Source organism: Vibrio sp. Vb0667, assembly GCF_033391095.1.
The window spans coordinates 226289-252333 of the sequence record NZ_JAWPOL010000001.1 but is presented as its reverse complement, the minus strand read 5'-3'; the positions used below and the strand labels follow the sequence as shown (position 1 = coordinate 252333).

23 protein-coding genes and 1 pseudogene are annotated in these 26045 nt (G+C 47.2%); 14 read left to right on the top strand and 10 right to left on the bottom strand.

Translation table 11 applies throughout. The features are described from left to right. Window positions 1–117: 117 nt before the first annotated feature. Together R8269_RS01180 and R8269_RS01175 are read left to right on the top strand one after the other, a co-directional pair. Window positions 118–1266, top strand: a complete 1149-nt coding sequence (locus R8269_RS01180; protein ID WP_017819834.1) for a PLP-dependent aminotransferase family protein — start codon at window positions 118–120, stop codon at window positions 1264–1266. Between the two features lie 411 nt (window positions 1267–1677). Continuing rightward, the gene (locus R8269_RS01175; RefSeq protein WP_054574562.1) at window positions 1678–2706 is read left to right on the top strand and encodes a hypothetical protein; all 1029 of its coding nucleotides are present in this window, start codon (window positions 1678–1680) and stop codon (window positions 2704–2706) included. Window positions 2707–2785: 79 nt separating this feature from the next. Here R8269_RS01175 and R8269_RS01170 read toward each other — a convergent pair whose 3' ends face one another. Continuing rightward, window positions 2786–3061: a DUF4156 domain-containing protein gene (locus R8269_RS01170; protein ID WP_238970527.1), complete on the bottom strand. Its 276-nt coding sequence runs from the start codon at window positions 3059–3061 to the stop codon at window positions 2786–2788. 275 nt (window positions 3062–3336) lie between these two features. Between R8269_RS01170 and R8269_RS01165 the strand changes: the two genes are divergently transcribed. Beyond that, complete coding sequence (locus tag R8269_RS01165; protein ID WP_005373753.1) at window positions 3337–4047, top strand: biotin/lipoate A/B protein ligase family protein; 711 nt, start codon at window positions 3337–3339, stop codon at window positions 4045–4047. A 59-nt stretch (window positions 4048–4106) separates the two neighbouring features. Here R8269_RS01165 and R8269_RS26660 read toward each other — a convergent pair. Then, a pseudogene (locus R8269_RS26660) lies at window positions 4107–4184 on the bottom strand (VOC family protein); the annotation flags it as partial. A 148-nt stretch (window positions 4185–4332) separates the two neighbouring features. Here R8269_RS26660 and R8269_RS01160 point away from each other — a divergent pair. Beyond that, the gene (locus R8269_RS01160) at window positions 4333–5886 is read left to right on the top strand and encodes a DEAD/DEAH box helicase (protein WP_318222430.1); all 1554 of its coding nucleotides are present in this window, start codon (window positions 4333–4335) and stop codon (window positions 5884–5886) included. A 106-nt stretch (window positions 5887–5992) separates the two neighbouring features. On the opposite strand, the gene R8269_RS01155 is transcribed toward R8269_RS01160, so the two are convergent. Then, window positions 5993–8872, bottom strand: a complete 2880-nt coding sequence (locus tag R8269_RS01155) for an MGH1-like glycoside hydrolase domain-containing protein (protein WP_205461092.1) — start codon at window positions 8870–8872, stop codon at window positions 5993–5995. Between the two features lie 220 nt (window positions 8873–9092). On the opposite strand from R8269_RS01155, the gene R8269_RS01150 reads away from it, so the two are divergent. Next, on the top strand, window positions 9093–10004 hold the full coding sequence (locus R8269_RS01150) for a LysR family transcriptional regulator (protein WP_158173387.1): 912 nt from the start codon (window positions 9093–9095) through the stop codon (window positions 10002–10004). Here the strand turns inward: R8269_RS01150 and R8269_RS01145 are convergent. Further along, on the bottom strand, window positions 9957–10892 hold the full coding sequence (locus tag R8269_RS01145) for a LysR family transcriptional regulator (protein WP_053304585.1): 936 nt from the start codon (window positions 10890–10892) through the stop codon (window positions 9957–9959). The two genes, R8269_RS01150 and R8269_RS01145, sit on opposite strands and share 48 nt — an antisense overlap. A 199-nt stretch (window positions 10893–11091) precedes the next feature. Between R8269_RS01145 and grxB the strand changes: the two genes are divergently transcribed. Continuing rightward, window positions 11092–11721, top strand: a complete 630-nt coding sequence (gene grxB, locus R8269_RS01140) for a glutaredoxin 2 (RefSeq protein WP_054729335.1) — start codon at window positions 11092–11094, stop codon at window positions 11719–11721. 10 nt (window positions 11722–11731) lie between these two features. Beyond that, window positions 11732–12856: an alkene reductase gene (locus tag R8269_RS01135; RefSeq protein ID WP_262636367.1), complete on the top strand. Its 1125-nt coding sequence runs from the start codon at window positions 11732–11734 to the stop codon at window positions 12854–12856. An 83-nt stretch (window positions 12857–12939) separates the two neighbouring features. Here R8269_RS01135 and R8269_RS01130 read toward each other — a convergent pair whose 3' ends face one another. The 3 genes from R8269_RS01130 to R8269_RS01120 are packed head-to-tail and all read right to left on the bottom strand — an operon-like array spanning window position 12940 to window position 15317. Further along, a complete protein-coding gene (locus tag R8269_RS01130; protein ID WP_318222429.1) occupies window positions 12940–13998 on the bottom strand; it encodes a zinc-binding dehydrogenase in 1059 nt (352 codons plus the stop codon). 4 nt (window positions 13999–14002) lie between these two features. After that, window positions 14003–14515 carry a 2,4'-dihydroxyacetophenone dioxygenase family protein gene (locus R8269_RS01125; RefSeq protein WP_318222428.1) on the bottom strand — a complete coding sequence of 171 codons (513 nt, stop codon included), beginning with the start codon at window positions 14513–14515 and terminating at the stop codon, window positions 14003–14005. Between the two features lie 40 nt (window positions 14516–14555). Then, window positions 14556–15317, bottom strand: a complete 762-nt coding sequence (locus R8269_RS01120) for an SDR family NAD(P)-dependent oxidoreductase (protein WP_258487871.1) — start codon at window positions 15315–15317, stop codon at window positions 14556–14558. A 131-nt stretch (window positions 15318–15448) separates the two neighbouring features. Here R8269_RS01120 and R8269_RS01115 point away from each other — a divergent pair, with 131 nt between their 5' ends. Beyond that, window positions 15449–16471, top strand: a complete 1023-nt coding sequence (locus R8269_RS01115; RefSeq protein ID WP_318222427.1) for a helix-turn-helix domain-containing protein — start codon at window positions 15449–15451, stop codon at window positions 16469–16471. Between the two features lie 20 nt (window positions 16472–16491). Here the strand turns inward: R8269_RS01115 and R8269_RS01110 are convergent, their stop codons facing one another. Beyond that, on the bottom strand, window positions 16492–17925 hold the full coding sequence (locus R8269_RS01110) for a PLP-dependent aminotransferase family protein (protein WP_080996812.1): 1434 nt from the start codon (window positions 17923–17925) through the stop codon (window positions 16492–16494). 271 nt (window positions 17926–18196) lie between these two features. On the opposite strand from R8269_RS01110, the gene doeA reads away from it, so the two are divergent. The 6 genes from doeA (at window position 18197) to R8269_RS01080 (ending at window position 24864) form a co-directional block, all read left to right on the top strand. Next, entirely contained in the window at window positions 18197–19384 is a 1188-nt protein-coding gene (doeA, locus tag R8269_RS01105; RefSeq protein ID WP_005373780.1) for an ectoine hydrolase DoeA, read from the top strand. A gap of 54 nt (window positions 19385–19438) precedes the next feature. Further along, window positions 19439–20446: a N(2)-acetyl-L-2,4-diaminobutanoate deacetylase DoeB gene (gene doeB, locus R8269_RS01100; RefSeq protein WP_318222426.1), complete on the top strand. Its 1008-nt coding sequence runs from the start codon at window positions 19439–19441 to the stop codon at window positions 20444–20446. A gap of 123 nt (window positions 20447–20569) precedes the next feature. Then, a complete protein-coding gene (locus R8269_RS01095; RefSeq protein WP_005387046.1) occupies window positions 20570–21049 on the top strand; it encodes an Lrp/AsnC family transcriptional regulator in 480 nt (159 codons plus the stop codon). Between the two features lie 155 nt (window positions 21050–21204). Continuing rightward, a complete protein-coding gene (locus tag R8269_RS01090) occupies window positions 21205–22725 on the top strand; it encodes an NAD-dependent succinate-semialdehyde dehydrogenase (protein ID WP_318222425.1) in 1521 nt (506 codons plus the stop codon). Window positions 22726–22766: 41 nt separating this feature from the next. After that, entirely contained in the window at window positions 22767–24170 is a 1404-nt protein-coding gene (locus R8269_RS01085) for an aspartate aminotransferase family protein (RefSeq protein WP_318222424.1), read from the top strand. Between the two features lie 172 nt (window positions 24171–24342). Beyond that, on the top strand, window positions 24343–24864 hold the full coding sequence (locus tag R8269_RS01080) for a DUF2058 domain-containing protein (RefSeq protein ID WP_033906326.1): 522 nt from the start codon (window positions 24343–24345) through the stop codon (window positions 24862–24864). A gap of 93 nt (window positions 24865–24957) precedes the next feature. On the opposite strand, the gene R8269_RS01075 is transcribed toward R8269_RS01080, so the two are convergent. Continuing rightward, window positions 24958–25572: a LysE family translocator gene (locus tag R8269_RS01075; RefSeq protein ID WP_017633575.1), complete on the bottom strand. Its 615-nt coding sequence runs from the start codon at window positions 25570–25572 to the stop codon at window positions 24958–24960. Window positions 25573–25649: 77 nt separating this feature from the next. Continuing rightward, window positions 25650–26042, bottom strand: coding sequence for a ribosome recycling factor family protein (locus tag R8269_RS01070; protein WP_017633574.1), 393 nt, complete (start codon window positions 26040–26042; stop codon window positions 25650–25652). Window positions 26043–26045: the final 3 nt, after the last annotated feature.

Genomic DNA, 26045 nt, shown 5'->3' with positions numbered 1-26045 from the left:
ATTTTCGCTTAAATAGCATAAATGGACATGTTTAACAGCATAAATGGACACACCAAGCTTGGCAATTTACCTATACTATTTCTGACATAAAAAAGACAATTACGAGAAGCACAGCACATGGAAATCGCACAGTCATTACAACAAACTAAGTCATCCTACATCCGAGAAATCCTCGCAGCAGCGAGCGATAAGAACGTCATTTCTCTTGCAGGTGGCTTACCGGACGAAAAAACCTTCCCGATCGACTTAATGAAACCGACGCTCGAAAACCTCGCTAATATGCCAGAGGTGTTTCAATATGGCGCAACAGCAGGCTACGCCCCGCTACTTAACTTTTTGACCGATTATTACCAGCTGCCGGAATCTCATTTGGCTATGATCACAACGGGCTCTCAGCAAGGGCTAGATTTGATTGCGCGTGCGTACGTAAATCCGGGCGATAAAGTGGTGATGGAAGCACCGAGCTACCTTGGTGCTATGCAAGTATTCGGTCTAGTGCAAGCCAACATCGTGACCGTTTCACAAACCGAGTGTGGCCCAAACCTAGAAGAACTCGAACAATGCTTTGCCACGCAGCAACCAAAAATGTTCTACGCCGTACCCGATTTTCACAACCCAACGGGCGTATGCTGGGCGCTAGAGACTCGCCAAAAAGTTGCCGAGCTTTGTATACAATACGACGTGGCATTCATCGAAGACGCGCCATACCGCGAGCTGCGTTTTTCTGGTGAAGCGCTTCCACTGGTTTCGGACTTCTGCCCACAGCACTCCATCGTATTGCGCTCTTTCTCCAAAATAGCTTCACCAGGCTTGCGTATTGGTGTAGTTACGGGCAAAAGCAGCTACCTTGAGCCACTCATCAAAATTAAACAAGGTGCCGATCTGCACTCTAGTATTCCTATGCAAGCTTTGCTGCATGGTCTGCTGCAACATGACAACTTCGAAACGCACATTTCAACCATCTGTGCGCTTTACAAATCACGTTACGATGTCATGTTTGCTGAGCTGCAAAAACAGCTGCCAGAAAGTTGCGTACTCAAACCCGTCGATGGTGGGATGTTCGTTTGGGTCGAGATTCCAGAATGCGACACCTTCGAACTGGCGAAAAACCTTCTCGCAAACTGGGTTGCCGTAGTGCCGAGCCCGGTCTTTTATCCAGAAGGTTCAAAGGTAAAAGCCGCTCTGCGTCTTAACTTTACCAATGCTACACCAGAAGAACTGACGACAGCTGTCTCTCGACTCGCGGATGTCCTCAACACGTTGTAATTGAACGCGAGTGTAAGAACCTGCCTTTGAGATTCAAAAAAAGTCTCAAAGGCAGCATCAAAAAAGTTCCCCAAAAAAATTTATATTTTTCCTTCAAATCAACTCTCTACAGTAAGTGCCTGTTTTCTCTTGAACCTCTCACTCATATAAAAATGAGAACTCAATCACGTATTTGATGGTTAGAAAAGTTACGTCTATCTTTCAGTCAAAGACATCAACTTCGCAGCGTTAATGCTCTCAATTTCAGACACTTTATCAATCGTGGCTTAGCGGTTGATAAACGACTAAAAAAGCATCTGTGGGCATACCCACTACGAAGGGTTGACCAGAACCATTCTGAATGTCGCGAGCCAATCTTTTGATTGGCAATTACGTCAGTGAATCGCACCAAATGACAGAGGGGTTATCAGGATGAATACTCGAACCACGACAGGACTCGTCACCATCGGCTGGTCCGTTACACTTTCACTTTTTACCGCATTCGCCGTGTATGCCAATACGTCGCCAAACTGTAGTGACGTATTAGCGGGCAACACAACCGCCGCATCGCAAAAAATGATGGTTTTATTGGGCGAAGACATCACCAAATCCAACCGTATAACTACGGTGATTCCAGCCGAAAACAATCCATTTGTGACCGAAGAACTGGTTTCGGTTTCTAACGACGTATCGCCAAACGGTCGTCTTTCACAAAAGAGTTTGGAAGAGATTCGGAAAGTCCGCTCAAATCTAGAGAAAGCAGCACAGGAAGTAAGCCGATTACAAGGCACTTTTGAAGTGGCTTTCATCAGTTTGATTGATGGTTACTGCCAATTTTCTAATCATAAACGTACTCAACATGCCAAAATCGACTTTGACCATTTGGAAGGCCTCACTTTGTATTCAATCCCCGCTTTAATAGCAATGGTCGATCAGTCGTACTACATGGCAAAGAATCGAATCGCTAATGAGCAGAAACAGTTAAGCGACATTGAAAAAGAGAAACAGAGGCAGAAACAGCAAGCAACTGCGGCAGCAGCCGCTCGTTACCAAGACAGTAACGTACTTGTAAGAGTCGAGAACTTTGATGGCGCTAATGTGACATTTTCCGTTACTAACATTGGTTCACAAGGATCATTGCAACCAAATTTCAACTCGTTTAATGCATATCGTACAGAAAGTGGAGAATTAATCTACAAGTCAGAATCTTTATTACACCTGGCGGATACTGCAGGTAACACACTTGAAACAATGGGTATCGCTGAGCTCTCATCACAAGGTGGAAGTGACATATCGATCTCTCCTGGAGAAACCCGAAAATTCGTTACTAGCATTGCTTCAGAAGTCGCGCCACATACGCAGTTGAGCTTAGAGTTTCCAGCCAAAGTGCTTAATACTGAGCGAGACTTTACATTGTCGTTTTCTGATACATCAGCGGTGGCGACAGCAAACGTTAATTAACGCAAAGTAGCCAGTATTTGTAGAACGCATCAAAGACAGGCGAGCAGCGCCTGTCTTTCAATTATGATCAAGCCAATAGCTACTGTTTGCACTTGTAAGCATTTGCAAACATCGTCACTGACGTAGAAAAGCTCAACGGTTGATACAAGTACAAGGTATCTGCGCCTAAATCCGCCGCCTTGATGCGCATTTGGTTTAGCGTCCCCCAAACCATGTCTTTATCTGCATGAAGCCAGTAGTCGTAAAAGTGTCCTTCTGAGCCGATCACGGTACCCATTAGTTCACAGTTTTCAATCGCATTCACATTGCCCCAAAGCACCTGTACTTGCTCAGATTCTTGAGTTGGGAACGTCACTCATCCCGTTAATGATGCCGCTAACGCGAGAGTCATCACTCGCTTTTTCATACTTATATCGCCAAAATTTTTCATAGATGGCAGATTTTATGAATGGCTGATGTGATGACTAGCAAAAACTTTTTATCGCGTGTTCAAGTAGAATTAATGGACAACGGAAAAGATCCAAAAGGTGATCATGCAGCTAGCGAGCAAAAGCCTAATCACTCAGACCTAGCAATAAAGCTGTATCTGAGATACAACAGTAACGATTAAATAGCCGCGAGGGATAGAGTTTGGTTGCTAAAAATAAGCTAATTCGCTACACAGCTACGGAAGTCGCTGATGCATTTGACAAAGAAGATGAGCTCATTAAACAAGTTCAGTCCAACCAACTCTCGCAAGTGCTATTGCTTTGGCAAGTAAAAAGTCCAACGCTCGTGCTTCCCGCGGGTAAGAAATGGCCAGTGTCTAATGAGTTAGAACATGCGTTAAATACGTCTGGCTGGAAGCTCTTTTCTCGTAAAACCGGTGGTGCCCCAGTCCCTCAGGTGCCAGGTATTATCAATCTATCCCACATTTACCACTGGCCAGAAGGCGAGCCTTACAACATCAAAAAAGCGTATCTCGATTTATGTGCAATATTAACGGTTTTCTTTAAACAGCTCGGCGTGAAAGTGGATGTTCATGCTACGCCTTATTCCTACTGCGATGGCGAGTACAACCTCAACATTGGCGGGCAAAAAGTCGTGGGAACCGCGCAGCGTGTTTTACTTAAAAAAGGCGGCGGACAAGTGGTATTGTCACAAGCATGCATTCTGATTGATGCCGACGTCGAGAAGATTGTCGAACCAGTACGAATGTGTAATCAGCTTTGCGGTCACAGCGATGATATTCGTGGTGATGTCCACACACCGCTCTTCCATCATGTATCCGACCGCCCATCGGTAGATTCGCTCTTTCAGCAATTGACGAGTGCGTTTTTAACGCATGCAAAAGCGGAGTAATGAAAGGAGCAAGCCTCCCCCACACTCCGAACAGCATTTGATAAACTAAAACTGCATACCGTGATAGCGATGTAAGAATGGGCATCGCCAACGTAAAACCATTCAATCGATCGACCAAACCAGTTATCAGTTTTGCCTGCCAAAAAGAAATGAGATCCAGTTCAAATATTTATCCATGACGGAATTAGTTGAAGCCTGCGCGTAAAAGCCTCAGAATGTCGCACTTTTCGCACCGATTTGTTTTCGGCGCGTTGTTATCTAACTCTACAATTGAGAATCATACATATGGGTTTTACCTCGTTAGGTCTATCTGCTCCAATCCTTAAAGCTATTCAAGAGAAAGGCTACGACACCCCTTCGCCAATTCAGGCAAAAGCAATTCCTGCTATTTTGGAAGGGAAAGACGTAATGGCAGCAGCGCAGACTGGTACAGGTAAAACTGCAGGCTTTACGCTACCGATTCTTGAGCGTTTATCGAACGGCCCTCGCGTTCGTGCTAACCAAGTTCGAGCACTGATCCTAACGCCAACACGTGAGCTTGCAGCTCAGGTGCAAGAAAACGTGTTTATGTACGGCCGTCATCTTCCACTAAGCAGTGCGGTTGTTTTTGGTGGTGTGAAGATCAACCCGCAAATGCAGCGTCTTCGCAAAGGTGCGGATGTGTTAGTCGCGACACCAGGCCGCCTGATGGATTTGTACAACCAAAATGCAGTGAAGTTCGACCAACTGGAAGTACTAGTACTGGACGAAGCAGACCGCATGCTAGATATGGGCTTTATCCGTGACATTCGTAAGATCCTAGCTCTGCTACCAAAACAGCGTCAGAACCTACTTTTCTCTGCAACTTTCTCGGATGAAATCCGCGACCTTGCGAAAGGCTTGGTGAACAACCCGGTTGAGATTTCCGTTAACCCGGCAAACTCGACGGCGAGAACGGTTGAGCAAAGCATCTACCCAGCAGACGTGAAGAAGAAAGCACCGATGTTGGTTAAATTGATCAAAGACGGCGATTGGAAGCAAGTGCTGGTGTTTACGAAAACGAAACACGGCGCAAACCGTCTGGCGAAGTTCCTGATCGAACAAAATCTACCGGCTGCTGCCATCCACGGCAACAAGAGCCAAGGCGCGCGTACCAAAGCACTGGCGGATTTTAAATCGGGTGAAATTCGTGTGTTGGTCGCGACGGACATTGCTGCGCGCGGTATCGATATTCCGCAATTACCGCAAGTGGTGAACTTTGAGCTACCGAAAGTGGCAGAAGACTACGTTCACCGTATTGGTCGTACTGGCCGCGCGGGCGAAGTAGGTAAAGCGATTTCACTGGTGTGTGCGCTAGAAGCATCTGAGTTGTTTGCGATTGAACGTTTGATTCAAGAAGTACTACCACGTAAAGAGTTGGAAGGTTTTGCGCCAACCAATGTGGTGCCAGAATCTAAACTGGATACGCGCCCAATCAAACCGAAAAAACCTAAGAAGCCGAAAAAACCAAAAGCGCCAAATGCTGCAAGTGAAAATGCCCCAGCAGCCGAAAAGAAAGCAGGCAATGGTGCAAACAAACCTAAACGTCGCTTCAACGGTGGTAGCAACGGCAACAAAAACAGCACCAACCAAGGCGGTGCAGGCAAGCCTAAAGGCAACCGTGAAGGCCAAAGTCGTGCAAACAGTAAACCAGATGACCGCAAACCTAACGGCAACAAGCCAAATGGTAATAAACCAAACGGTAATAAGAGTGGCAACGCTGGTAAACCGTCTGGTAACCGCAAGCCAAACAATGCTAAGCCTGCAGGAAACAAACCGTCAGGTCAGCGCCGTAAGCCTCGTCCGCAAGCTGCAAACTAACCTGTAAACGGCCCCCGATAGCAAATACAACAAAGCCGCTGATAATCTCAGCGGCTTTGTCTTTCTTAGAACACAGTTTTCTAGAACACTGCTTTGTTAAAACAGCCTACATTAAAGGTGTGATTCGAATATCTGCGATTTGCGCTTCGTTCTTTTCACCCTCAATACCACCTGCGTAGATGTAGGTTTCATTCGATTTGAGGTAACTCATATTGAAGTGGTCCTTCAGCGCGACCTGATAGGTTTTTCCCTGCTCCAACGTCACCTCAATTGGCGTTGAGTAACGCATACCTTGGTTTTCACCAATATGGCCCATCTGCAAGTAACCTTGACCAACCACTTTACCTGCATCATCCAATACCTCTAACAATTTCACGGTGTTCGTGATGCCAGTATTAAGTTGCCCTAGGTTATTGTTGTACCAAGCATCGAACTGGTAAGTGCCCGTTACAGGGGCTGTAAACGACTCTGCACCTTTTACGATGCCACTGTCTTTACTCACCGTAACCACTGAGACATTGTCTTTGAGTGGCTGATATTCGCCATCAAGTTTGATGCGGATCTCTTCACCGACACAAACAGGTTGGCTTGGGTTAGAACGGAAGCCTTTATCGTTAATGCTTTCAGCCAAATAACAAGCAAAACCTGTTGGCGTATCGGAATAAGATTGAGCAATCACGTTCTTTTGAATCAGCTCGCCATTGCGATACAAGTTCACGTTGTACTTACTCGTCACGTCAATCGAAACCGAATTATCAACGCTTTTTACCACCAATGTTGGCTCTTGCGGAGAATAAACGCGACTATCTTCACTTGCGTACGGTTTCACACCAGAAACTAAAGTAATGCTGCTATCTACATTCACAAGCGCGCCCAATGTCACGTGGAAATGCCCCTCATCGTCCATCGTGACATTTTCAACTGGGTAGTAACCTGTGTCATCTTTGCTTACTTCAGGCAAGTCAATCGTTACCGAGTAGTTCTTTCCTTTGAAGGCAAAGTTTTCCAACGTGATTTGTTCAGACTGAGCCAACAAGTTATTGCGCACCCAACTTGTGATAAACGGCTTCACTTCCAACTTGCCCGTTTCGGTATGGATGCCGAATAGGGTCTCTACCACCATGTTCAAGTAGCCACCCACAGACCAAAGCTGACGCTGAGAGTTAATAACTGGGCCATCCATGCTTGGATCTTCACCATGATCACTATGGATGATGAATGACTTACCAGAAAGCCACTCTAAGTTTTCCATGTTGGATAAATTAGTTGCCGTACCACGAACCAACGATTGAATGGCATTGTTCGCTGCTGCCACATTTTGTGTTTGATGCGCGGCGCGCAAGCTGTACGCGGTAACAAATGGCCAAATTGCGCGATTATGGTACACAGGCACGTCCGGTTGTTGAGGGAAGTAAACCGGCACGCCAAACTCACTGTGTGGGTAATTGGCCATGATTTGTTTCGCCTGCGCATCACTTGCCACGCCACTGATGATTGCCAACGCTTCGCCCAACATATCGTATTTGTCGACCGCAATGTCTTTGCCATTGTCAAACAAATAGCTTACGTACATACCGCGTTCGGCATTCCAAAACTGATCGTTGATAGCGGTTTTTAACTGCTCAGCCCACTCGGTGTATTTGACCGCGTTGGTTGAGTCGTACTTCTCTGCCAACTTAGCCGCGAGCTGAATCGCGCGGTAGTGAACCACGTTTGTCGATAACGCTTTGCTGCTACCAATCGCATTGACATCGTTTGGCGTCCACGTTGAGTAAGTTTGCTCACGCCAATCGAGGAATGATTGCTCACCAGTGTATAAACCGGATTTCGCATCAAAAGCCGCCAGGCGATCGGCTTCAAGTGTATTACTGATCGCTTTATATGCGCGCTCTGCAAACTGGTTGTACTCTTCCCCATCCAATGCCGAAAGTAAGCGTTCTGCACCAAGCGCCCAAGTCGTACGGTCGGTACTGATTGGCCAACTGCCGCCCGTGCCCGTGTCTTGCACAATCTGCTCGCCATCGTATTGCTGATCGGTCGTGTCGCGGAAAGCAGACAATTTGAAATTCAAACCATTTTGCACGCGAGTTGGATTCATCAATGCAAGCGAAAGGTCTGCTGCGTACGCCAAATCACGCGTCCATACGTAATGCCACTTCGCGCCCGTCTCAAAAACTTCCGCTTTGATTGGGTTGTTGTAGTTGTAATTGCCGTCTTTGATTTCAGAAACGGCAAGCTGGTCTAGCTCTTTCATCGTCAATGCAAACAACGCGTCAAACGCGACATCACCCGACACCACTCGCGGCCCTGTTTGCTCATTAATCACTAAGCCTTGGTCGAGCGCATCACGCAATTCTGTCGTCGTTGAAATACCAAATTCACGCAGCTCCGCTTTAGGATCTTTCACCGAGAAAATCACGGTATCACTCGAGTCATCGTAATTGGCGAACAGTTTCACTTCTTTGCTCTGATGCCCTTCATGCACCATTGCAGGGTCGAGAATCGCATCAGAGTAGTATTTTTCCGCTTCTTCTTGTGTTGCTTTCGTCACAGTCATTGACGCGCGACTTTCATCGGCAAAGCTCACAGAAAACTTGTAATACCCTTTGTCTTCAAACGTGATCTCAGAGTTGCAATCATCGTTCATACACGCTTCATTCGTGTCTGGTTTTGGCAGGTACTCCTGAGCTTTATCGAACGCCGCGGGCTCCTCAAAGTAGGTGTATTGGATCTGCCAACCCGGATCAGCAATCTTGAACTGATTACTACCTCGAGCGACGCGCAGTACGGTTTCGTACTCGTTATTACCCAAATAGTTTAGCTTGGCATGCTCTGCCGTGCCCCAATCCCCATTTAAACCACGTAAATATAAGTCGGCTGAAATAATTGGTTTGTCGACCGGCACTGGCGCATCAGAAGAATCTGACCCACATCCAGCAAGACCAATACAAGACGCGACAGCAAGCGCAATAAAACTCGGTTTCATGTTCATCCCTTAGATTGTTGTTTTGGCGACAGTCTAAAGAACACCTTTTTGAGGGGAAAATAGGAAGTCAGGAGCGAGCTATAGATAACATCTATACGTCAAACCCCAACAGTGATGTAGATCTATGAAATGCGCATAATTTCAATCAAATGAGATTACAGATTTGTGATTTATAAATGAAATTGTGCAAAATACCCCTCGTTCTTAGAGGGGAAAGAAAATGGACAAATCTCTGCAGCAATTTTTACTGGTTGCACGCTGCCAAAGCATCAGCGCTGCGGCAAGAATGGCAGGGTTAAGCCAGCCAACGGTAACAAGCAATTTAAAGAAGCTGGAAGAGAATCTCGGCGTGACGCTGTTTGAACGTCATCCTAATGGCATGGTGTTGACCGAATACGGACGCATCCTCTATCGCCATAGCAACGCGATGCAGCATGAATACAACCAAATGATGCAAAGCATTGATGAACGGAAACAGTACCAAGTCGGAAAAATTAAAATGGGCACTGGCGATGCGTGGTGGCCGCTGTTCGTCAAACAAGCACTCAATCAACATCTGACCAAGCAGCCATCGGCATCTACGCACGTCGAATTTGGCAACCACTTAGGCTTGATGGATTCATTAATCAACGAACAGATTGAATTCTTCATCGGCCACGAGATTGTCGGCTTGTCGTCTAAATGTGATGTTACGTTTATTCCGCTATTTCAAACGGTTGATGCCTATTTTGTTTCCCCAAACCACCCACTTCTAGGGAAAACCGTCACCGAAGATATGCTGCACGAATACCCAGCTCTTTCGGTCACTTATGATGCTAAGAAATTCGCTCACGTCATCGATAACCCAATCCCGAAGCAAAATGAACGCGAAAGGCAGCAACTGGATGACAGACCGACTTACGAAGTGGATTCTCTGCTCGCCAGTATTGATGTACTGAAAGAAAGCGTCGCGGTGATGTCTTATACCGGGCACCTCAAACCGTATTTGGAATCCTTTGGCTTACGATGCTTAACCATGGAAAACGAACCAAACCCTGGCACCGTCGGGATTTATCGCCACCGCCGAGAAACCTCTGAATCGCATCTAGATCTGATTGCTGGCATCACTCAGCGCGCTAAATTGCTCAACTAGAAAGTCCAAAAACAGGCGAACTCTTTTCGGTTGATATTGGCGGCTTTGATAAATGACATGTAGATCCGCTTCAGCGCCTTGCGAAAAGGCGCTGAAGTTTTTCATATACCCATCCAAAACCGTTACTAAACGTTGTTTTTTGAGGTCTTGCTGAATATCTAAAATCGATTTCAACGCAATCCCCGCACCGTCCAACGCCCATTGTCGAATCACTTCACCATCATCAGAAAATCGCTTTGGCGTGACCGTGATCGATTGGTGAGACTCTTCATCTTTAAAGTGCCACGTTTTTAATTCTTCATTGCTGCGCACCATGGCTAAGCAGCGATGGTCCGCGAGATCTTGTGGACAGTTTGGGACACCTTGCTTCGACAAATAGTCAGGTGATGCGCACAGCACGCGTTGACTCGACGCCAGCCTGCGCGAAATGAGATTGCTGTCCGCTAACTCGCCATAACGAATCACCAAATCGAGCCCCGATTCAGCCAAGTTCGATAAATTGTCATTAAGATAAAGATAAGGCGTCACATCCGGATATTGCTCAGAAAAAGCCGACACCATCGGCGAAATAATTTGTTTGCCAATATCTCGTGGAGCTGAAATTTTCAACGTTCCGCGCACTTGCGAAATACCCGTTTGCAGCAAGTTTTCCGTCTCTTTCACGCTATCAATGATGTTAAGACAAGCTTGATGGTACATTGCCCCTGCGTCCGTGAGTGATACGTGGCGTGTGCTTCGGTTGAGCAGCTTTACGCCATAGCGTTCTTCTATCGCTTGCAGCCTTGCCGTTACCGTCGCCGGAGACAAACCTAACTCCCTTCCCGCCGCCGCCAGACCTTGATGTTTAACGATGCTGACAAACAACGTCATATCCGAAAACTTATCCATCTTCGTGCTCTTATTATTTGGAAAAACTGAATAATCAATTTAGATATTACCCAATTATCAAATTAAGTCGAATCCATATACTGACCCTATCGACATTGTTTAGACCCAGAACGTTATGTGACAGGGAAAAGTTAAACGCCGTAACGCTGTACAACGCACAACAACACGCCCTGCCCAGCCAAGAGATAGGAAACAAAAAATGAAACTGTACATTTATGAACATTGCCCCTTTAGCGCCCGCGTCCGTTTTGTTGCAGGCATGCTGAATATTAAGCTGGATGTCATCAACATTGCTTATAACGACGAGAGCACCACCACAAACCTCATCGGCGCAAAACAAGTTCCTCTTTTGATCAAAGACGATGGTGAAGCCATGGCGGAAAGCTTAGACATCATCAACTACTTCCTTGAATTGGCATCTTCCAGCGAAAACAGCCAACCCTCCAAACCGGTTTTAGACTGGCAAAAACAAGCGTTTTTACCGCTACAAAAAGTCGGGTATCCGCGTTGGTCAAACATGACGTTACCGGAATTTGCAACAGAAACCGCTAAACAAGCATGGCGTGCAAAAAAAGAAACCGAAGCGTTAAATTTTGAAGCTTTGATTAACGATACACCTGCGATTGCGAAAGAAGTCGCCGCTTTGATAGAACAAACCAAACCCTTGCTCAACCTAAGTTCAGAAAAGCAAACGTCACTGGTTGATCAAGCCATTATGTTTTCCATTCTACGCGGCTTTTTCAGTGCGCCCGAAGTGCAATGGGATCCAGCCGTACTTCACTGGATGGCAATCGCTCGTAAAGCGACCAACGTGCCTGTACTTATCTAAGGAGCGCAACATGCAACAAAGAACAAATAAGCTGTTTGAGCCAGCTCAACTGAAATCGTTGTCACTACAAAACCGTATTGTCATGGCACCAATGACTCGCGCACGCACCACTCAGCCGGGCAACATCCCGAATGAGATGATGGCAACGTATTATCAACAGCGCGCTTCTGCCGGGCTGATCATTTCCGAAGCCACGCAAATTTCGGACGATTCTCAAGGCTATTCGTTCACCCCTGGCGTTTACACCGATGCGCAAGTGGCGGGCTGGCAAGGTGTGACCCAAGCGGTCAAATCACAAGGCGCAGCGATGTTTTGTCAGCTATGGCATGTGGGCAGAGTGTCTCACCCAACATTCCAAAATGGTGAACAGCCTATCGCGCCATCTGCGCTCGCTCCGGTAGAGACGCAAGTTTGGATTGCAGATGAACAAGGCAACGGCAATATGGTCGATTGTGTTGAGCCTCGCGCCATGACACAAGCAGATATCAACCGAGTTGTCGGTGATTTCGCGAACGCAGCCAAACGCGCCATTGAATCGGGTTTTGATGGTGTAGAAATCCACGGCGGGAATGGGTATCTGATCGATCAGTTCTTAAGAACCAACTCAAACCATCGAACAGACAACTACGGCGGTTCACGAGAAAATCGTATCCGTTTTCTTATCGAAGTAGTGGAGGCAGTTATCGCCGCTGTTGGTGCGCATCGAGTTGGAGTGAGATTGGCACCATTTATTACGTTTAAAGATATGGACTGCCCAGATATCGTGCCAACAATCTTGGAAGCATCAAAACAACTGCAGGATCGTGACATCGCCTACTTGCACTTGTCCGAGGCTGATTGGGCCGATGCACCAACGATTCCAGAGACGTTCCGAATCGAACTTAGAAAGCGCTTTCGCAACGCTATCATTGTCGCAGGTCGCTACGATCCTCAACGAGCAAACGAAGTGTTAGAGAAAGGCTACGCGGATCTTGTCGCATTCGGACGGCCATTCGTAGCAAACCCAGACTTAGTCTCTCGCTTACAACATCACCATCCGTTGGCAGAACTCGATGGCTCAACGTTGTTTGGCGGAAACGAACGAGGCTACACCGATTACCCTGCTCTGCAACGGGAATGCGCAGAACAAGCCTAACAAAAAAAGCCCCAACCTAGCTGCTACGGTTGGGGCTGTCACCAAACTAAAATTGGTTTTAGCTAGCTTAATCTGGCTAAGAGTTAAATCACTTCTAACGCGCCGCAGCGCCAAGGTTCAATAACGACTTTGATGTGGTCATTTGGCGTCATTAACTGTGTAAATGCGTCTTCGACACCGTCGATTCCCACTTTGGCGGTGAGCATTTTCTGCCAAGGCAACTTATGTTCGGCAATCGCTTGTAGGCATTGCTCAAACTCGTGCGGTTGGTAGTAGTAAGAGAATCTCAAGTCGAGCTCTTTTACCGTCGCGTACGCGTAGTTAATGATTGCGGGTGTCGTATGGATACCCGAGATGACGATTCGCGCTCGGGCAGGGGCGCGGCGCATAAAATCGTCAATCAAGGTATGCTTGCCCACACATTCATAAATGACCAGACGTGAGTTCATCGCGTACTGCTCACCAACGGCGATCTCGTCTTCCTTGGTCGGGTTGATCAATCGATTTGCGCCAAACTCGCTGGCAAGTTGCAGCTTTTCTTCCTGAAGATCGACCGCAAGAATATTGCTGACGCCACGTTGTTTCAGTGCAGCAATCACAGCCAGCCCTATAGGACCGCAACCGACAACCAGCGCTGTTTCTTCCGTCTCGATTTCACTGCGATTGACCGCGTGCAAACCGACCGCCAGTGGTTCAGTCAGTGCCGCCGCCTCAGATGGCATTCCGTCTGGGACAGGTAGCAATAACGCTTCATCAAGCAGGAAGTACTCAGAGTAAGCGCCATAAGTACCCGGAGTAACACCAACGCCCGCGCCATTTTGGCTGAGCAACATCGGCACTGAGGTGACTCGGCTACCAACGGACAACGTTTGCTGCGTATCGGCACCGTATTCGATAATTTCCGCGCAGAACTCATGCCCCAACATCACTTGAGCGTGCTCACCGGCTTCATCAGGCATCAACCCGAGCTGGTGGAATACATCAAATACCTCATCCGCGTGTCGAGTAATGTGAAGGTCGGAGCCACAAATGCCACAGGCGAGACTGCGAACCAACACTTGTCCCGAAGCGGGTTTGGGGATTTCGACTTGCTTCAGGCGGACACTACCATCCTGCATTACGATACTGTTCATCTGTTGCATGGGGTTACTCCGCAAGATCATCACTCAGGCCAGCAATCGCACCCGGTTTGATGTAGCGCGCGGTGAAGCCTTGTGCTTTCGCTGTTGCAATAACAACCTGCTCAATCCAACCCGCATCCATGATATTGATGAAGTTACCTTCTTCGTCAAAGTTAATGTTTGCACCAGTGATCACCATAAAACCGTCGGCACCGCCTGAGCTTTCAGGGCAGTGAAAGGTATGAATCGAACCGCCCGGCTCATATAAGTAGCTACCAGAAGTTTGGACTTGATCTGGGTACTCAATGTAGTGCCAAGCGCCACTCAGCGTATAGAAATGCACCACGCCAGTGTGGAAGTGCTTAGGCAGAGTGATACCCGGTTTGAATTTAGCACGAATCACCCAAGTACCGTTTTCTGGATCAAGAAACAGGGGATAAACATCCACACCCGGTAATGCGTCTTTGATGATCGACTCTTCATTGGTATTAAGAGTTAATAAGAAATCTTGGTGCTGAATAACTTCTGGTAATGACATAACTTACATCCTCGCTATTGCTGTAATGTGGCGTACTCGCCTATCCCATAAGTGGGTACTTAAAATTCTCGAAACCGTCAGATGCGCTGATGGTACAACCGTTGATACAGTTGGCTTTCTCGCTGACCAGAAACGCCACCACATCAGCAATCTCTTCTGGTTGTGTGAAGTTTTGACGCATCTGTTCTTTGCGGATGTGGTCCCACAGGCCAATCTCTTCGTATTGCCTTAACATCGGAGTATCAACGCGTCCCGGAGCGACAGCGCAAACACGAATACCCAATGGTGCGAGTTCTAATGCGGCGCATTTGGTCATCATATCGACTGCGGCTTTACTGACGTTGTAGGTAAAGGTCATCTCAGACGCCATTCGTGCGTAAACAGAAGAAGTATTGAGGATCACGCCCGGCGTGCCTTGCGCTTGGAATTGTCGCCCAGCGGCGAGAATTCCGTAGTAGACACCATTTTGGTTGACCTTTGAGATCGGCTCAAAATCAGCAATTGGGTCGTGGTCAAGCAGAGGTTTCGGTGCACCGATGCCCGCGTTGTTGGCCATGATGTCAAGTGAGCCAAATAGTTCGACCGCGTACTTCACCATGGCTTCGACTTGTTGGTAATCGGTGACGTCCGCAACAAAGGTTTCCAACGGCTTAGGGCCAAAACTTGCGTACATTTGCAGTGATTGCTCTGAAATATCGACAGCAAGCACTTTGGCTCCTTGCTCTCTTAGCTTTGCAATAATAGCTTGCCCAATTCCACCCGCAGCGCCAGTCACGATGGCCGTTTTATTGATAAGTTCCATACACCTTCTCATTCATGCGTTTTTGTTATCAAAATGTAACCTAGATCAACTCACTGACACTCACTTGACCTTTTGCGAAGTAAATTTGATACATTGCGATTTACAACCTGTTAACATTTAAAAATCGAGACATGTATATCGTACGAAGTGGCGCTGCCGATAAATTTGATAGCTTGGTTTCCGAACTGGGGCAGAATCCGGTTGAGATTATGGCTGCCGTCGGGCTGTCTGCGGCGCAGTTTCGCAATCCCGATACGTATCTCGCCTACCCTAGGCTGGCTGAATTGCTGGAGGAAGCGGCTGCTCGTTGTCAGCAACCGTTGTTTGGTGCGTTACTCGCTGAGCGTCAAAACCTACAAAGCTTGGGGGACTTACCAATGCTGGTTTCTCGCGCGGAAACGGTTGGTGATGCCTTGGCGCGGGTGAATGATTTTCTCTATCTACATTCGTCAGGGGTAACTCTCAACATGACGCCACAAGATGATTGGGTACGGTTGTCGCTCAATATTGATGTGCACAGCGAACGAGGTATCGCGCAGTTGATGCAGTTGAGTGTGTCGCATCTGGCGATGTTTATTGCCAGTCTGCTTGATATTGAAGCGAGCCATTTCTCTTTACACCTGACCCAACACGCAAGCTTCGAGGCAGAACAGAGCGAATTTGCCCAGCAGAACAAACTGCGTTTTGGTGATAAGTTTGACGGTATCCTACTTAAAGCGAGTCTACTTAACGCTAAGAACCACCAAGATGAAGACGCACTAGAGCGCCACTTTCAACAGCACCTCAAAGAGCTGCAAACCCGTTACCCAAACAATCTCAGTGACCAAGCGGCAAACATGATTGGCCGTCTGCTCTCAACCGGAGAATGCAGCGTTGAGCGCGTTGCAAGAGCATTGGACCTGCATCCGAGAATGCTGCAAAACAAGCTGAAACAACAGGGCACAAATTATCGGCAGCTTTTACAACAAGTGCGTCAGGATTTCGCCGAACAGCGATTGCATGAGAATATTCAGAGTATTACCGATATCGCGTTGCAACTGGGCTATGCAGAAACTGCGGTCTTCAGCCGCCACTTTCGCCGTTGGACGGGGAAATCGCCGAGACAATGGCGACAAGAAAAAACTCAGTTACAAACGTTTAAGCCCATCAGATAAAAGCATAAATAACCTATCGCTCAGACCAAAAAGTGTGAGGTGGGAGGGTTGGTATCGAGAATTTCAGCAATCACAGATAACCCGTGTTTGATGTAGCCTCGGTTTGTTTCTGCTCCCAAACTGATTCGCACGTAAGGCATTGGCTGATTTGTATCGAGAACAAACGGTTTATATCCCGTAATCTGCACCCCTGAACGCTTTGCCGAAGCAACCAGGTCATCGCTATTCCACTGCTCGGGTAGTCTCAACCAAATGTGCTGTCCATTCGGGTGCGAGCTATAAACATGCCCTTCTAAAGCGGCTTTTGCTATTCGTTGTCGCTTAGCAAACTCATTGACTTGAAAGCGAATAAGTCGATTTAACGTACCGTTCTCGATCCACAAATGAGCAACTTCAAATGGTAATGGAGTCGCAGACCAACTCGTTGCGGCTAAACGACCAATCGCGTGCTGCAAAAAATGACGTGGGACCGTCAGATAGCCAGTGCGCATGCCTGGCGCTACAACTTTGGTTAAACTGGTTACATAGAAAGCTTGTTCGGGTAACAATGTGGCAAGGGGTGGGACACGGTTAGGTTCTAGTGCTCCATACACGTCATCTTCAATGACATAGATGTCGTATTGCTGCGCAATATTCGCTATCGCCTCTCGGCGTGCAAGATCCATATGCGCACTAGTCGGGTTAGCCATGCTAGGTGTGCAACACAATACCTTGATTGGTTTGTGTTTACATGCCCATTCAAATGCATCCGGCGTTATACCAAACTCATCCATTTCAAGTGGTTGCAACTTAAATCCAAGCATTCTCGAGCGAGAGATCAAGCCATGATCAACCAAGTGACCACAAGCAACTAAATCACCGTGTTCAACAACTGTGCTTAAAGCCAACGTTAAACCATGGCATGCACCATTTGTGAGTAATATCTGATCGGCACCCACATCCAGCCCTTGGCTACTTAGAAATCGTGCCCCTGACTCAATATGATGAGGCTGACCTGTTACCGGCTTTGCTTTACTGATCAAACCACGATTGTTTGTTTGCCCAGCAATCTCCATTAACGCCTGATTAAAAAGCGTAATGTGGCGATCGGTCACCACTGGATGTGCAATCGACATATCAATTTCATCCGGCGTTTCTTTCATCTCTTGTGTCAGCATGAACTCCGTGTCCGTACTTTCATCCACAAAACCTGATTTGACAAAAGTACCATTCCCAACCCAAGACTCGATCGCCCCTTTTTTCTCTGCATAACCATATGCATGGCTCACCGTTTGTACGCTGACGCCAATTTGCTCTGCAAACTCACGATGTGTGGGTAATCGAGTCCCCGGTTTTAGATAACCACTGCGGACACATTCGACAAGATAGTTACCAATGGAGATGTATTTAGCGGTGCCTGGCCGAATGATCGGGTTCAAAGAAATTGTCATGACACAATATTTTAATTGATTCATTTTTAACGCTCATTGTAACTTCCATTTAACAAACAGCGAACTTTAACTCACAAAATGAGGTGAAATGCACAAAAATAAACCACAATTGTAATGATTGACATGAAATGTATGGGTTAAACAAACATGTTAAACAGCATCGTTCAATCCAAATACAACCCCAGAGGTAAATTGCAATCATTTTTAACGCAGATCTGGCTAGCTGGTAGAAGGTAGAAATACCTCAGCGTCTCCGAAGGCCCATAAGGCGTCGGATTTCTAACAAGGAGAAAATATGAGAGGCGTTGCTTTGCATTTTACACTGGATGAGTTCCAGGATCGGTTAACGAAAGTTCGGCAATCGATGGAAGAAAGAGAATTGGATGTCCTTATCATTCATGACCCTTCTAACATGGCGTGGCTGACAGGCTATGATGGGTGGTCTTTTTACGTGCCACAATGTGTCGTTGTTGGTCCATCTGATGAACCTGTTTGGTTTGGACGCTGCCAAGATGCCAACGGAGCATACAGGACTGCGTATATGTCGGCAGAAAACATTACCTACTATCCAGACCATTATGTAATGAACCCGCCGTTACACCCGATGGATTTCCTAGTCGAAGCCGTACTGGCTCCGCGCCTTTGGGATCGTGGTCGCATCGGCGTAGAAAAAGATAACTATTACTTTAGCGCCACCGCTTACGAATCACTCACTACGCACCTACCGAATGCTCAACTTCTCGATGCAACTGGACTAGTCAACTGGTGCCGCGCCGTTAAATCCGATCAAGAACTGGCGTACATGTACCGTGCCGCTCGCATTGTTGAAAATATGCACCGCGTCGCGTTCGACATGATTGAACCTGGATTACCGAAACACCACCTTGTTGCCGAGATTAACCGCCAAGCCGTGCTCGGGCATGAAGACCACTTTGGCGATTACACCGCGATTGTGCCGCTTTTGCCATCAGGTTCTGATGCTTCCGCACCTCACCTGACTTGGGATGACAGACCGTTCAAGAAAGGCGAAGGGACGTTTTTTGAAATTGCAGGGGCGCACCGCCGTTACCATTGTCCACTCTCTCGCACTATTTTTCTTGGCGAGCCTGACGACAAGTTTAAACGAGCCGACGAAGCCCTAACTTTAGGGCTTGAAGCAGGCTTGAAAGTGGCAAAGCCCGGAAATACCTGCGCCGACATCGCCAATGCACTAAACCAGGTTCTCGATAAAGCGGGATTCTCACGCGAAGGCGCCCGTTGTGGCTATCCAATAGGTTTGAGCTACCCGCCAGATTGGGGGGAACGAACCATGAGTTTGCGAGACACCGATAAAACCATCTTGAGAGAAGGCATGACATTCCATTTTATGCCGGGGTTGTGGTTCAAAGATTGGGGATTAGAAACAACGGAAAGTATCGTCATTACCCATGATGGAGCAAAAACGCTGTGTGACTTTCCACGCCACTTATTTGTTAAACACTAATTTTTCAAACCTCAAGCTCTGTTGAGCTAGGTCTGAGAACTAAAAGGACTTGATATGCAAAAAAGCTCGATCACAGCCACCATAGACTTTGACCGAGAAGGTATACAGCACGGCTTTTTAACGCTGCCCTATTCACATGACGACTCCGCTTGGGGCAGTATTATGATACCTATCACCGTGATCAAAAATGGTCACGGACCAACCGCACTGCTTACTGGCGGTAATCACGGAGACGAATACGAAGGCATCACCAGCCTGCTAAAATTGACGAACTCGCTTCAGGCAGATCAAATCCAAGGTCGTGTCATTATTGTACCCATGATGAACTTACCTGCGGTACAAAATACCTCACGTACGTCGTTTATCGATAAAGGGAATTTAAATCGCAGCTTTCCCGGCAACCCCATAGGCACAGTGACCGAGAAAATTGCGGATTATTTTACTCGTTACCTAGTTCCTAAGTGCGATTTTGCGTTAGACATTCACTCAGGTGGTAAAACGTTAGATATCGTGCCGTTCGCCGCTGCCCATCGTCTCGACAATCTCGATCAAGAAGAAGCCTGCATATTAGGTGCAAAACTGTTTGGCGCACCTTACACCATGATCTTGCTCGAAATGGACGCCACCAGCCTGTATGACACTGCCGTGGAGTCTCAGGGAAAAATCTTTGTTACCACCGAACTAAGAGGCGGCGGAACCAGCACTCCAGAAACCATCGCTTATTCCGACCGTGGCATTCGCAACTTCTTACGCTTCTCAGGCAACTTGCCCGGTGACTACGAACAACCAACCCAACCAACTAAGTTATTAGATATGCCTGATGCAAGTTGTTATGTGCAAAGCCAGCACCACGGCATCACAGAATACTTATTTGATCTTGGCGATACCGTCAAAAAGGGAGATGTATTAGTGAGAATCTTCTCGACCGAGCGCACAGGTACCGCCCCCGTTGAGTACAAGTCACAGCGCAATGGTATTTTCGCGGCACGTCGTTTTCCTGCTATGGTGAATATCGGTGACACTATCGCAGTTATAGCCGAAGACTGCGGCGAGATAGGCTGATTGAAAAGCCAACTAAAGAAATCAAAACAAATGGCATACCAGAAGCAAACTGGAAAGCACCTTATAACAGCGACCAGTCATCAGCCTTTATGAAATGATTAGTATTCAACAGGGAGACTCATAATGCGCCTCGATCGCTACGACGTAAAAATTCTACAAATACTTCATGACAATGGTCGTATCACCAAATCTCACCTTGCCGAGGCCATCAACCTATCCGTGAGCCCTTGCTGGGAGCGCGTCAAAAAACTGGAAGAAGCAGGCATCATTGAAGGTTACGGAGCAAAAGTAAATACCGATATTTTGTTCAAACGAACGTCGGTTATGGTTGAAGTTACGCTCAAAGAACACAACGCCCAAGCGTTCAAACGCTTCGAGCAACTGGTTCAACATTCACCAGAAGTCACTGATTGCTATGCCACGGGCGGTGGTATCGATTACATCCTTAAAATTCAGTCAGAAGATATCGACCAATATCAGCGGCTTATCGACAACTGGTTAGACTCAGATGTGGGCATTGAGCGCTACTTTACTTACATTGTGACAAAAACAATCAAACGTGATGCGGGCACATTCGAAGTAAACCAAAACGCTTTGTTATAAAAGGGAAAATGCGTATCAGGCGTGAACAGAAAAAACACCATATTTAACGGCACTAAAAAGAAAGTTCTGACGTTTTAAACCTCGGTATCAGAAATTATTTCGGTCACTTCTCCATTACAGTTTCATTATGGACAACGATGCTGGGAGAAGGACTCATGACAGCACTGCACAGCTTACACGCTGAAGAATTAAAAGCCTCGCACGACATGATGGCGATAATGAAAGACGTACGTTTGGTGAGAGGTTTAGCGTACGTGAATGGCAAATGGGTAAGTGGTGATCAATTTCATCCGGTGGATAATCCAGCAGATGGCACGGTCATCGGTTACATCACTAAGCTATCTCAGCAACAACTCTATCAAGCGATTGATGAAGCCGACCAAGCCTTTCGTCAATGGCGAAAAATGCAAGCAGAAGAGCGCGCTGAAATTCTCATGCGTTGGCACGACCTGATTCTAGAATCAAAGCAAGATCTTGCTCATTTGATGGTGATGGAGCAAGGAAAAACACTAGGTGATGCTGTAGGTGAGATTGACTACGGCGCATCCTTTGTTCGTTGGTTTGCCGAAGAAGCACGCCGCTGTTATGGCGAAACCATCCCAAGTCATATTCCGAATGCGCAGCTATCAACGGTGCGCGAGCCAATTGGTGTCGCAGCACTGATTACGCCATGGAACTTTCCTAATGCCATGATCACACGCAAAGCCGCAGCCGCACTAGCAATAGGCTGTCCGGTGCTCATTAAGCCCGCCAGTGAAACGCCTTTTTCTGCGTTAGCGTTGGCAGAGTTAGCAGACCGAGCTGGCTTTCCACCTGGTGTATTTAACGTGATCACTGGCGATGCGGTGATGGTGTCACAAACCTTGTGTCACTCCGATAAAGTCAAAGCGCTCTCGTTCACAGGCTCAACTCGAGTAGGCAAACTGTTGCTACGCGACGCGGCACAAACCGTGAAGAAGTGCAGTATGGAGCTCGGTGGTAACGCCCCTTTCATCGTGCTGCCAGATATGGATGTCGAGCAAGCAGCCAAAGCCGCCGTGGATGCGAAGTTTCAAACCGCAGGACAAGACTGCTTGGCCGCAAACCGTATTTTCGTCCCTGACGATAAGTACGAAGCGTTTTTGGAAGCGTTTGCCAAAGAAATGAGCCACATCGTTTTGGGCAATGGCTTAGACGAAAAAACCACCATGGGACCGCTTATTAATCGCACTGCGGTGGATAAAGCGCATGATTTGGTGCGTGACGCGCTCGACAAAGGCGCGCGATTGGTAGCGGGATACCACCAGCCCGTACCAGGCGAAAACTTCTTCGCGCCGACATTGCTAGCCGATGTAACCTCTGAAATGGCGGTGTATCGCGAAGAGAATTTTTGTCCTGTGGCAGGCGTATTGCCTTACCAAGACTTAGATACCGTGATTGAAATGAGCAACGACACTGAGTACGGCTTAGCTGCCTATGTTTATGGTCACGATATTCACCAAATTTGGCACTGCATGCGCGGTTTGGAGTTTGGCATGGTGAGCGTGAACTCCGTCAAAATGACAGGGCACCCTATCCCATTCGGCGGCGTGAAACAGTCTGGTCTTGGACGAGAAGGAAGCCGTCACGGATTTGAAGAATACAGCGAAATCAAATACTGCTGCTTAGGCGCTTTACCAACCGTCAGTGGCAGTTGAGGCACGAAATATGGATATCCAATTATTCGAGGAGAAGGATCATGAGTAACAAAACCCAACAACTTTTAGAGATCGATCGTCAGAGAGTATTTCATGCCTCAACCCACCTGAAGCAGTATGCGGCCGGGGAGCTTCCGGGAAGAATTATCTCGAGCGGAAGCGGAATACGCATCACCGATTCAGAAGGCATCGAGCTGATAGACGGCTTTGCCGGGTTGTATTGTGTGAACATTGGCTATGGCAGGACTGAAATGGCCGATGCGATTTATGAACAAGCCAAAGAACTGGCGTACTACCACACTTACGTCGGCCATACGAACGAAGCGCTCGTGACACTGTCAGATCGCATCATCAAAATGGCGCCTGAAGGCATGAGCAAAGTTTACTACGGCATGTCAGGCAGCGACGCGAACGAAACTCAACTTAAGTTGGTGTGGTATTACAACAATGCTCGTGGTCTACCAGAGAAGAAAAAAATCATTTCGCGTGACCGCGGCTACCATGGTTCAAGTATCGCGTCCGGTTCACTGACAGGTTTACCGTTGTTCCACGCCCATTTTGATTTACCACTTGAGCGTATCAAACACACCATCGCGCCATATTATTATCGCCGTGAAGACGAGAGTATGTCTGAGCTTGAATTCTCTCAATATTGCGCAGATCAACTCGAAGCGATGATCTTGGAAGAAGGCCCAGAAACGGTAGCAGCAATGATTGCGGAACCAGTGCTCGGTACTGGCGGTATTGTGCCACCACCAGCAGGGTACTGGCAGGCGATTCGCAAAGTACTCGACAAATACGATGTACTCTTGATTGCGGATGAAGTGGTGTGTGGCTTTGGTCGCCTCGGCTCCGATTTTGGCTCACTCCACTACGACATGAAACCAGATCTCATCACGGTAGCGAAAGGGTTAACCTCAGCGTATCAACCGCTGTCTGGCGTGATCGTCAGTGAACGAGTTTGGAGTGTGCTAGAAAACGGCACCGACCAATGGGGCGCTATCGGACACGGTTATACCTACTCTGGTCACCCAATGGGGGCGGCAGCCGCGAACTGCAACCTCGATATCATTGAACGTGAAGGCTTAGTGCAAAACGCGGCCGAAGTCGGCGCTTACTTGCAGCAACGTATGGCAGAGACGTTTAACGATCATCCATTAGTCGGTGATACTCGTGGCGTTGGCTTGTTGCATGCGTTGGAGTTTTCTTCAGACAAGCTTCGCCGAGCACACTTTGATCCAAACTTGAAAGTAGGCCCGCAAATCGCGGCGGCCTGTTTAGAGCAAGGCTTAATCGCTCGCGCTATGCCACATGGTGACATCCTCGGTTTTGCTCCACCGCTTATCGCGAATCGTAACGATATAGACACCATTGTCGACAAAGCGCATCAAGCGGTAAACAAAGTGATGGATAACCTCGTCACATCTAAACAGTGGCAGCCATAACCCACCTAGATTTCAGTAATGCTCGCGGGCTTTGGAGAAGGCCCGCTTTGCACTTTCCATTAAAGAGACAACAAGCCAACCAAACATTTTAGACCCATAGAAAGCACTATTATTTACTACAAGTGGCAATAGTGGGTAAAATGCCCAAAATTGCGCACTAACTGGATGAAACATGGCAAAACTTACCCTTCAAGAACAAATGCTGAAAGCTGGCTTAGTTAATGAAAAGAAACTAAAGAAAGCGAAGAAAGGCTCTAAAAAATCACGCGTTCAAGCACGCGAAGTAAAAGCGGCGGTTGAAGAGAATAAACGCCAACAGTTAGAGCGTGATAAACAATTGAGCGAGCAGCAAAATGCTGAGCGATTAAACAAAGAGATCAAAGCGCAGATCAATCAATTGATTGAGATGAACAAGATCGACTTAAAAGATGGCGACATCAAATACAACTTCACTCACGGTACGCTAGTGAAATCACTTTATGTAGATTCACTTATCCGCGAGCAGTTGATCAAAGGTATTTTGGCAATCGCAATTTTTGGTGAAAGCTATGTTGTCATTCCACGTGGAGTAGCGAATAAAATTGCTCAACGTGATGAGTCCGTCATCATCGAACAAAAAGAACCTGAATCGGACATTCCAGCAGAAGACGATCCATACGCAGATTTCGTCGTGCCTGACGATTTGATGTGGTAACAATAAATTAATCGATGCATCAACTAAAAGAGCCGCTGATGTAACATCAGCGGCTCTTTTTATAGAAAAATAATCTACGGAGATGATGTGTTGTTATTGCTTACTTAGTAGCAAATTCGCACCTGATGCGGCTAAAAACAACGAACATCCGCGATTGAAACGTTTCGCCATTTTTGGATTTGAAAACCAGTGCCTCAAGTACAAACCAAAGATGGCATAGATTGAAATGGCGACCATTTCTAATATCAAAAACGTCGAGCCAAGGGCAAAAAACTGCTCTTGAACGTTGGCATTGGCATCAACAAATTGCGGCAAGAATGCAGTAAAAATAAGTATCGCTTTCGGGTTGCCAGCAGCAAGTGTAAATTCTTGCTTCGCAAGTCCTGCGTAATTGCGCGAATTGTCCAAGTCAGAGATCGGGCTGGACTCTGAACGCCAAAGGTTAAACGCAATCCACAGTAGATACAGCGCTCCTACCAACTTTATTGCCAAAAATAGCATTTCTGACGTATACAAAATCACAGCCAGACCTGATGCAGACAACGCAATCATCGCTGAAAAAGCAGCAATCCTGCCTAAACTGGCCGTAAACGCGGCCCTAAAGCCGTAACAACGCGCATTATTCATTGCCAATAAATTGTTTGGGCCTGGAGCCATATTTAGAGCGAAGCAAGCAGGAATAAAAAGGAGAAGCTGCCAAATATCCATAATAAAATGGTCTTAGTGAGTGATTTTGATCGGTACCCTAACATCTGTTAATAAAGTGAGTAAACCACAAACCGATCTTAAAGCAACTCAGCACCAAATCGTACCGTGCGAGCTTGAACTAACGTGCAGTTCGTTTCAGCCATCAGCTCCGCTAGGGTGATGTTTGGGTTTTGTCTCACCAAACGTATCAACTTCACGTCCAAAGGTTCCAATTTGTCTTGGTGAGCAAGTAGAGCTTGTTCGATCTTGTTGATCGCAAATCGCATCGTCTCTGCTTCTTCGTTTTTGAGATGCTCTAAAAACGCTTTTACATCCAAAGCCTCGCCCGAGATTTGCCAGTGACGAGATCGTCTAATTCGCTTAAGATCGCACTGTTTTTCTGCTGCGAGTGTTTTCGCTCGCTTGGCATGGTCGCCCCCAATACGGTGAATCAAGGATGGGAGCGAAATCGTAATCTTCGTCTCTTTCATGGC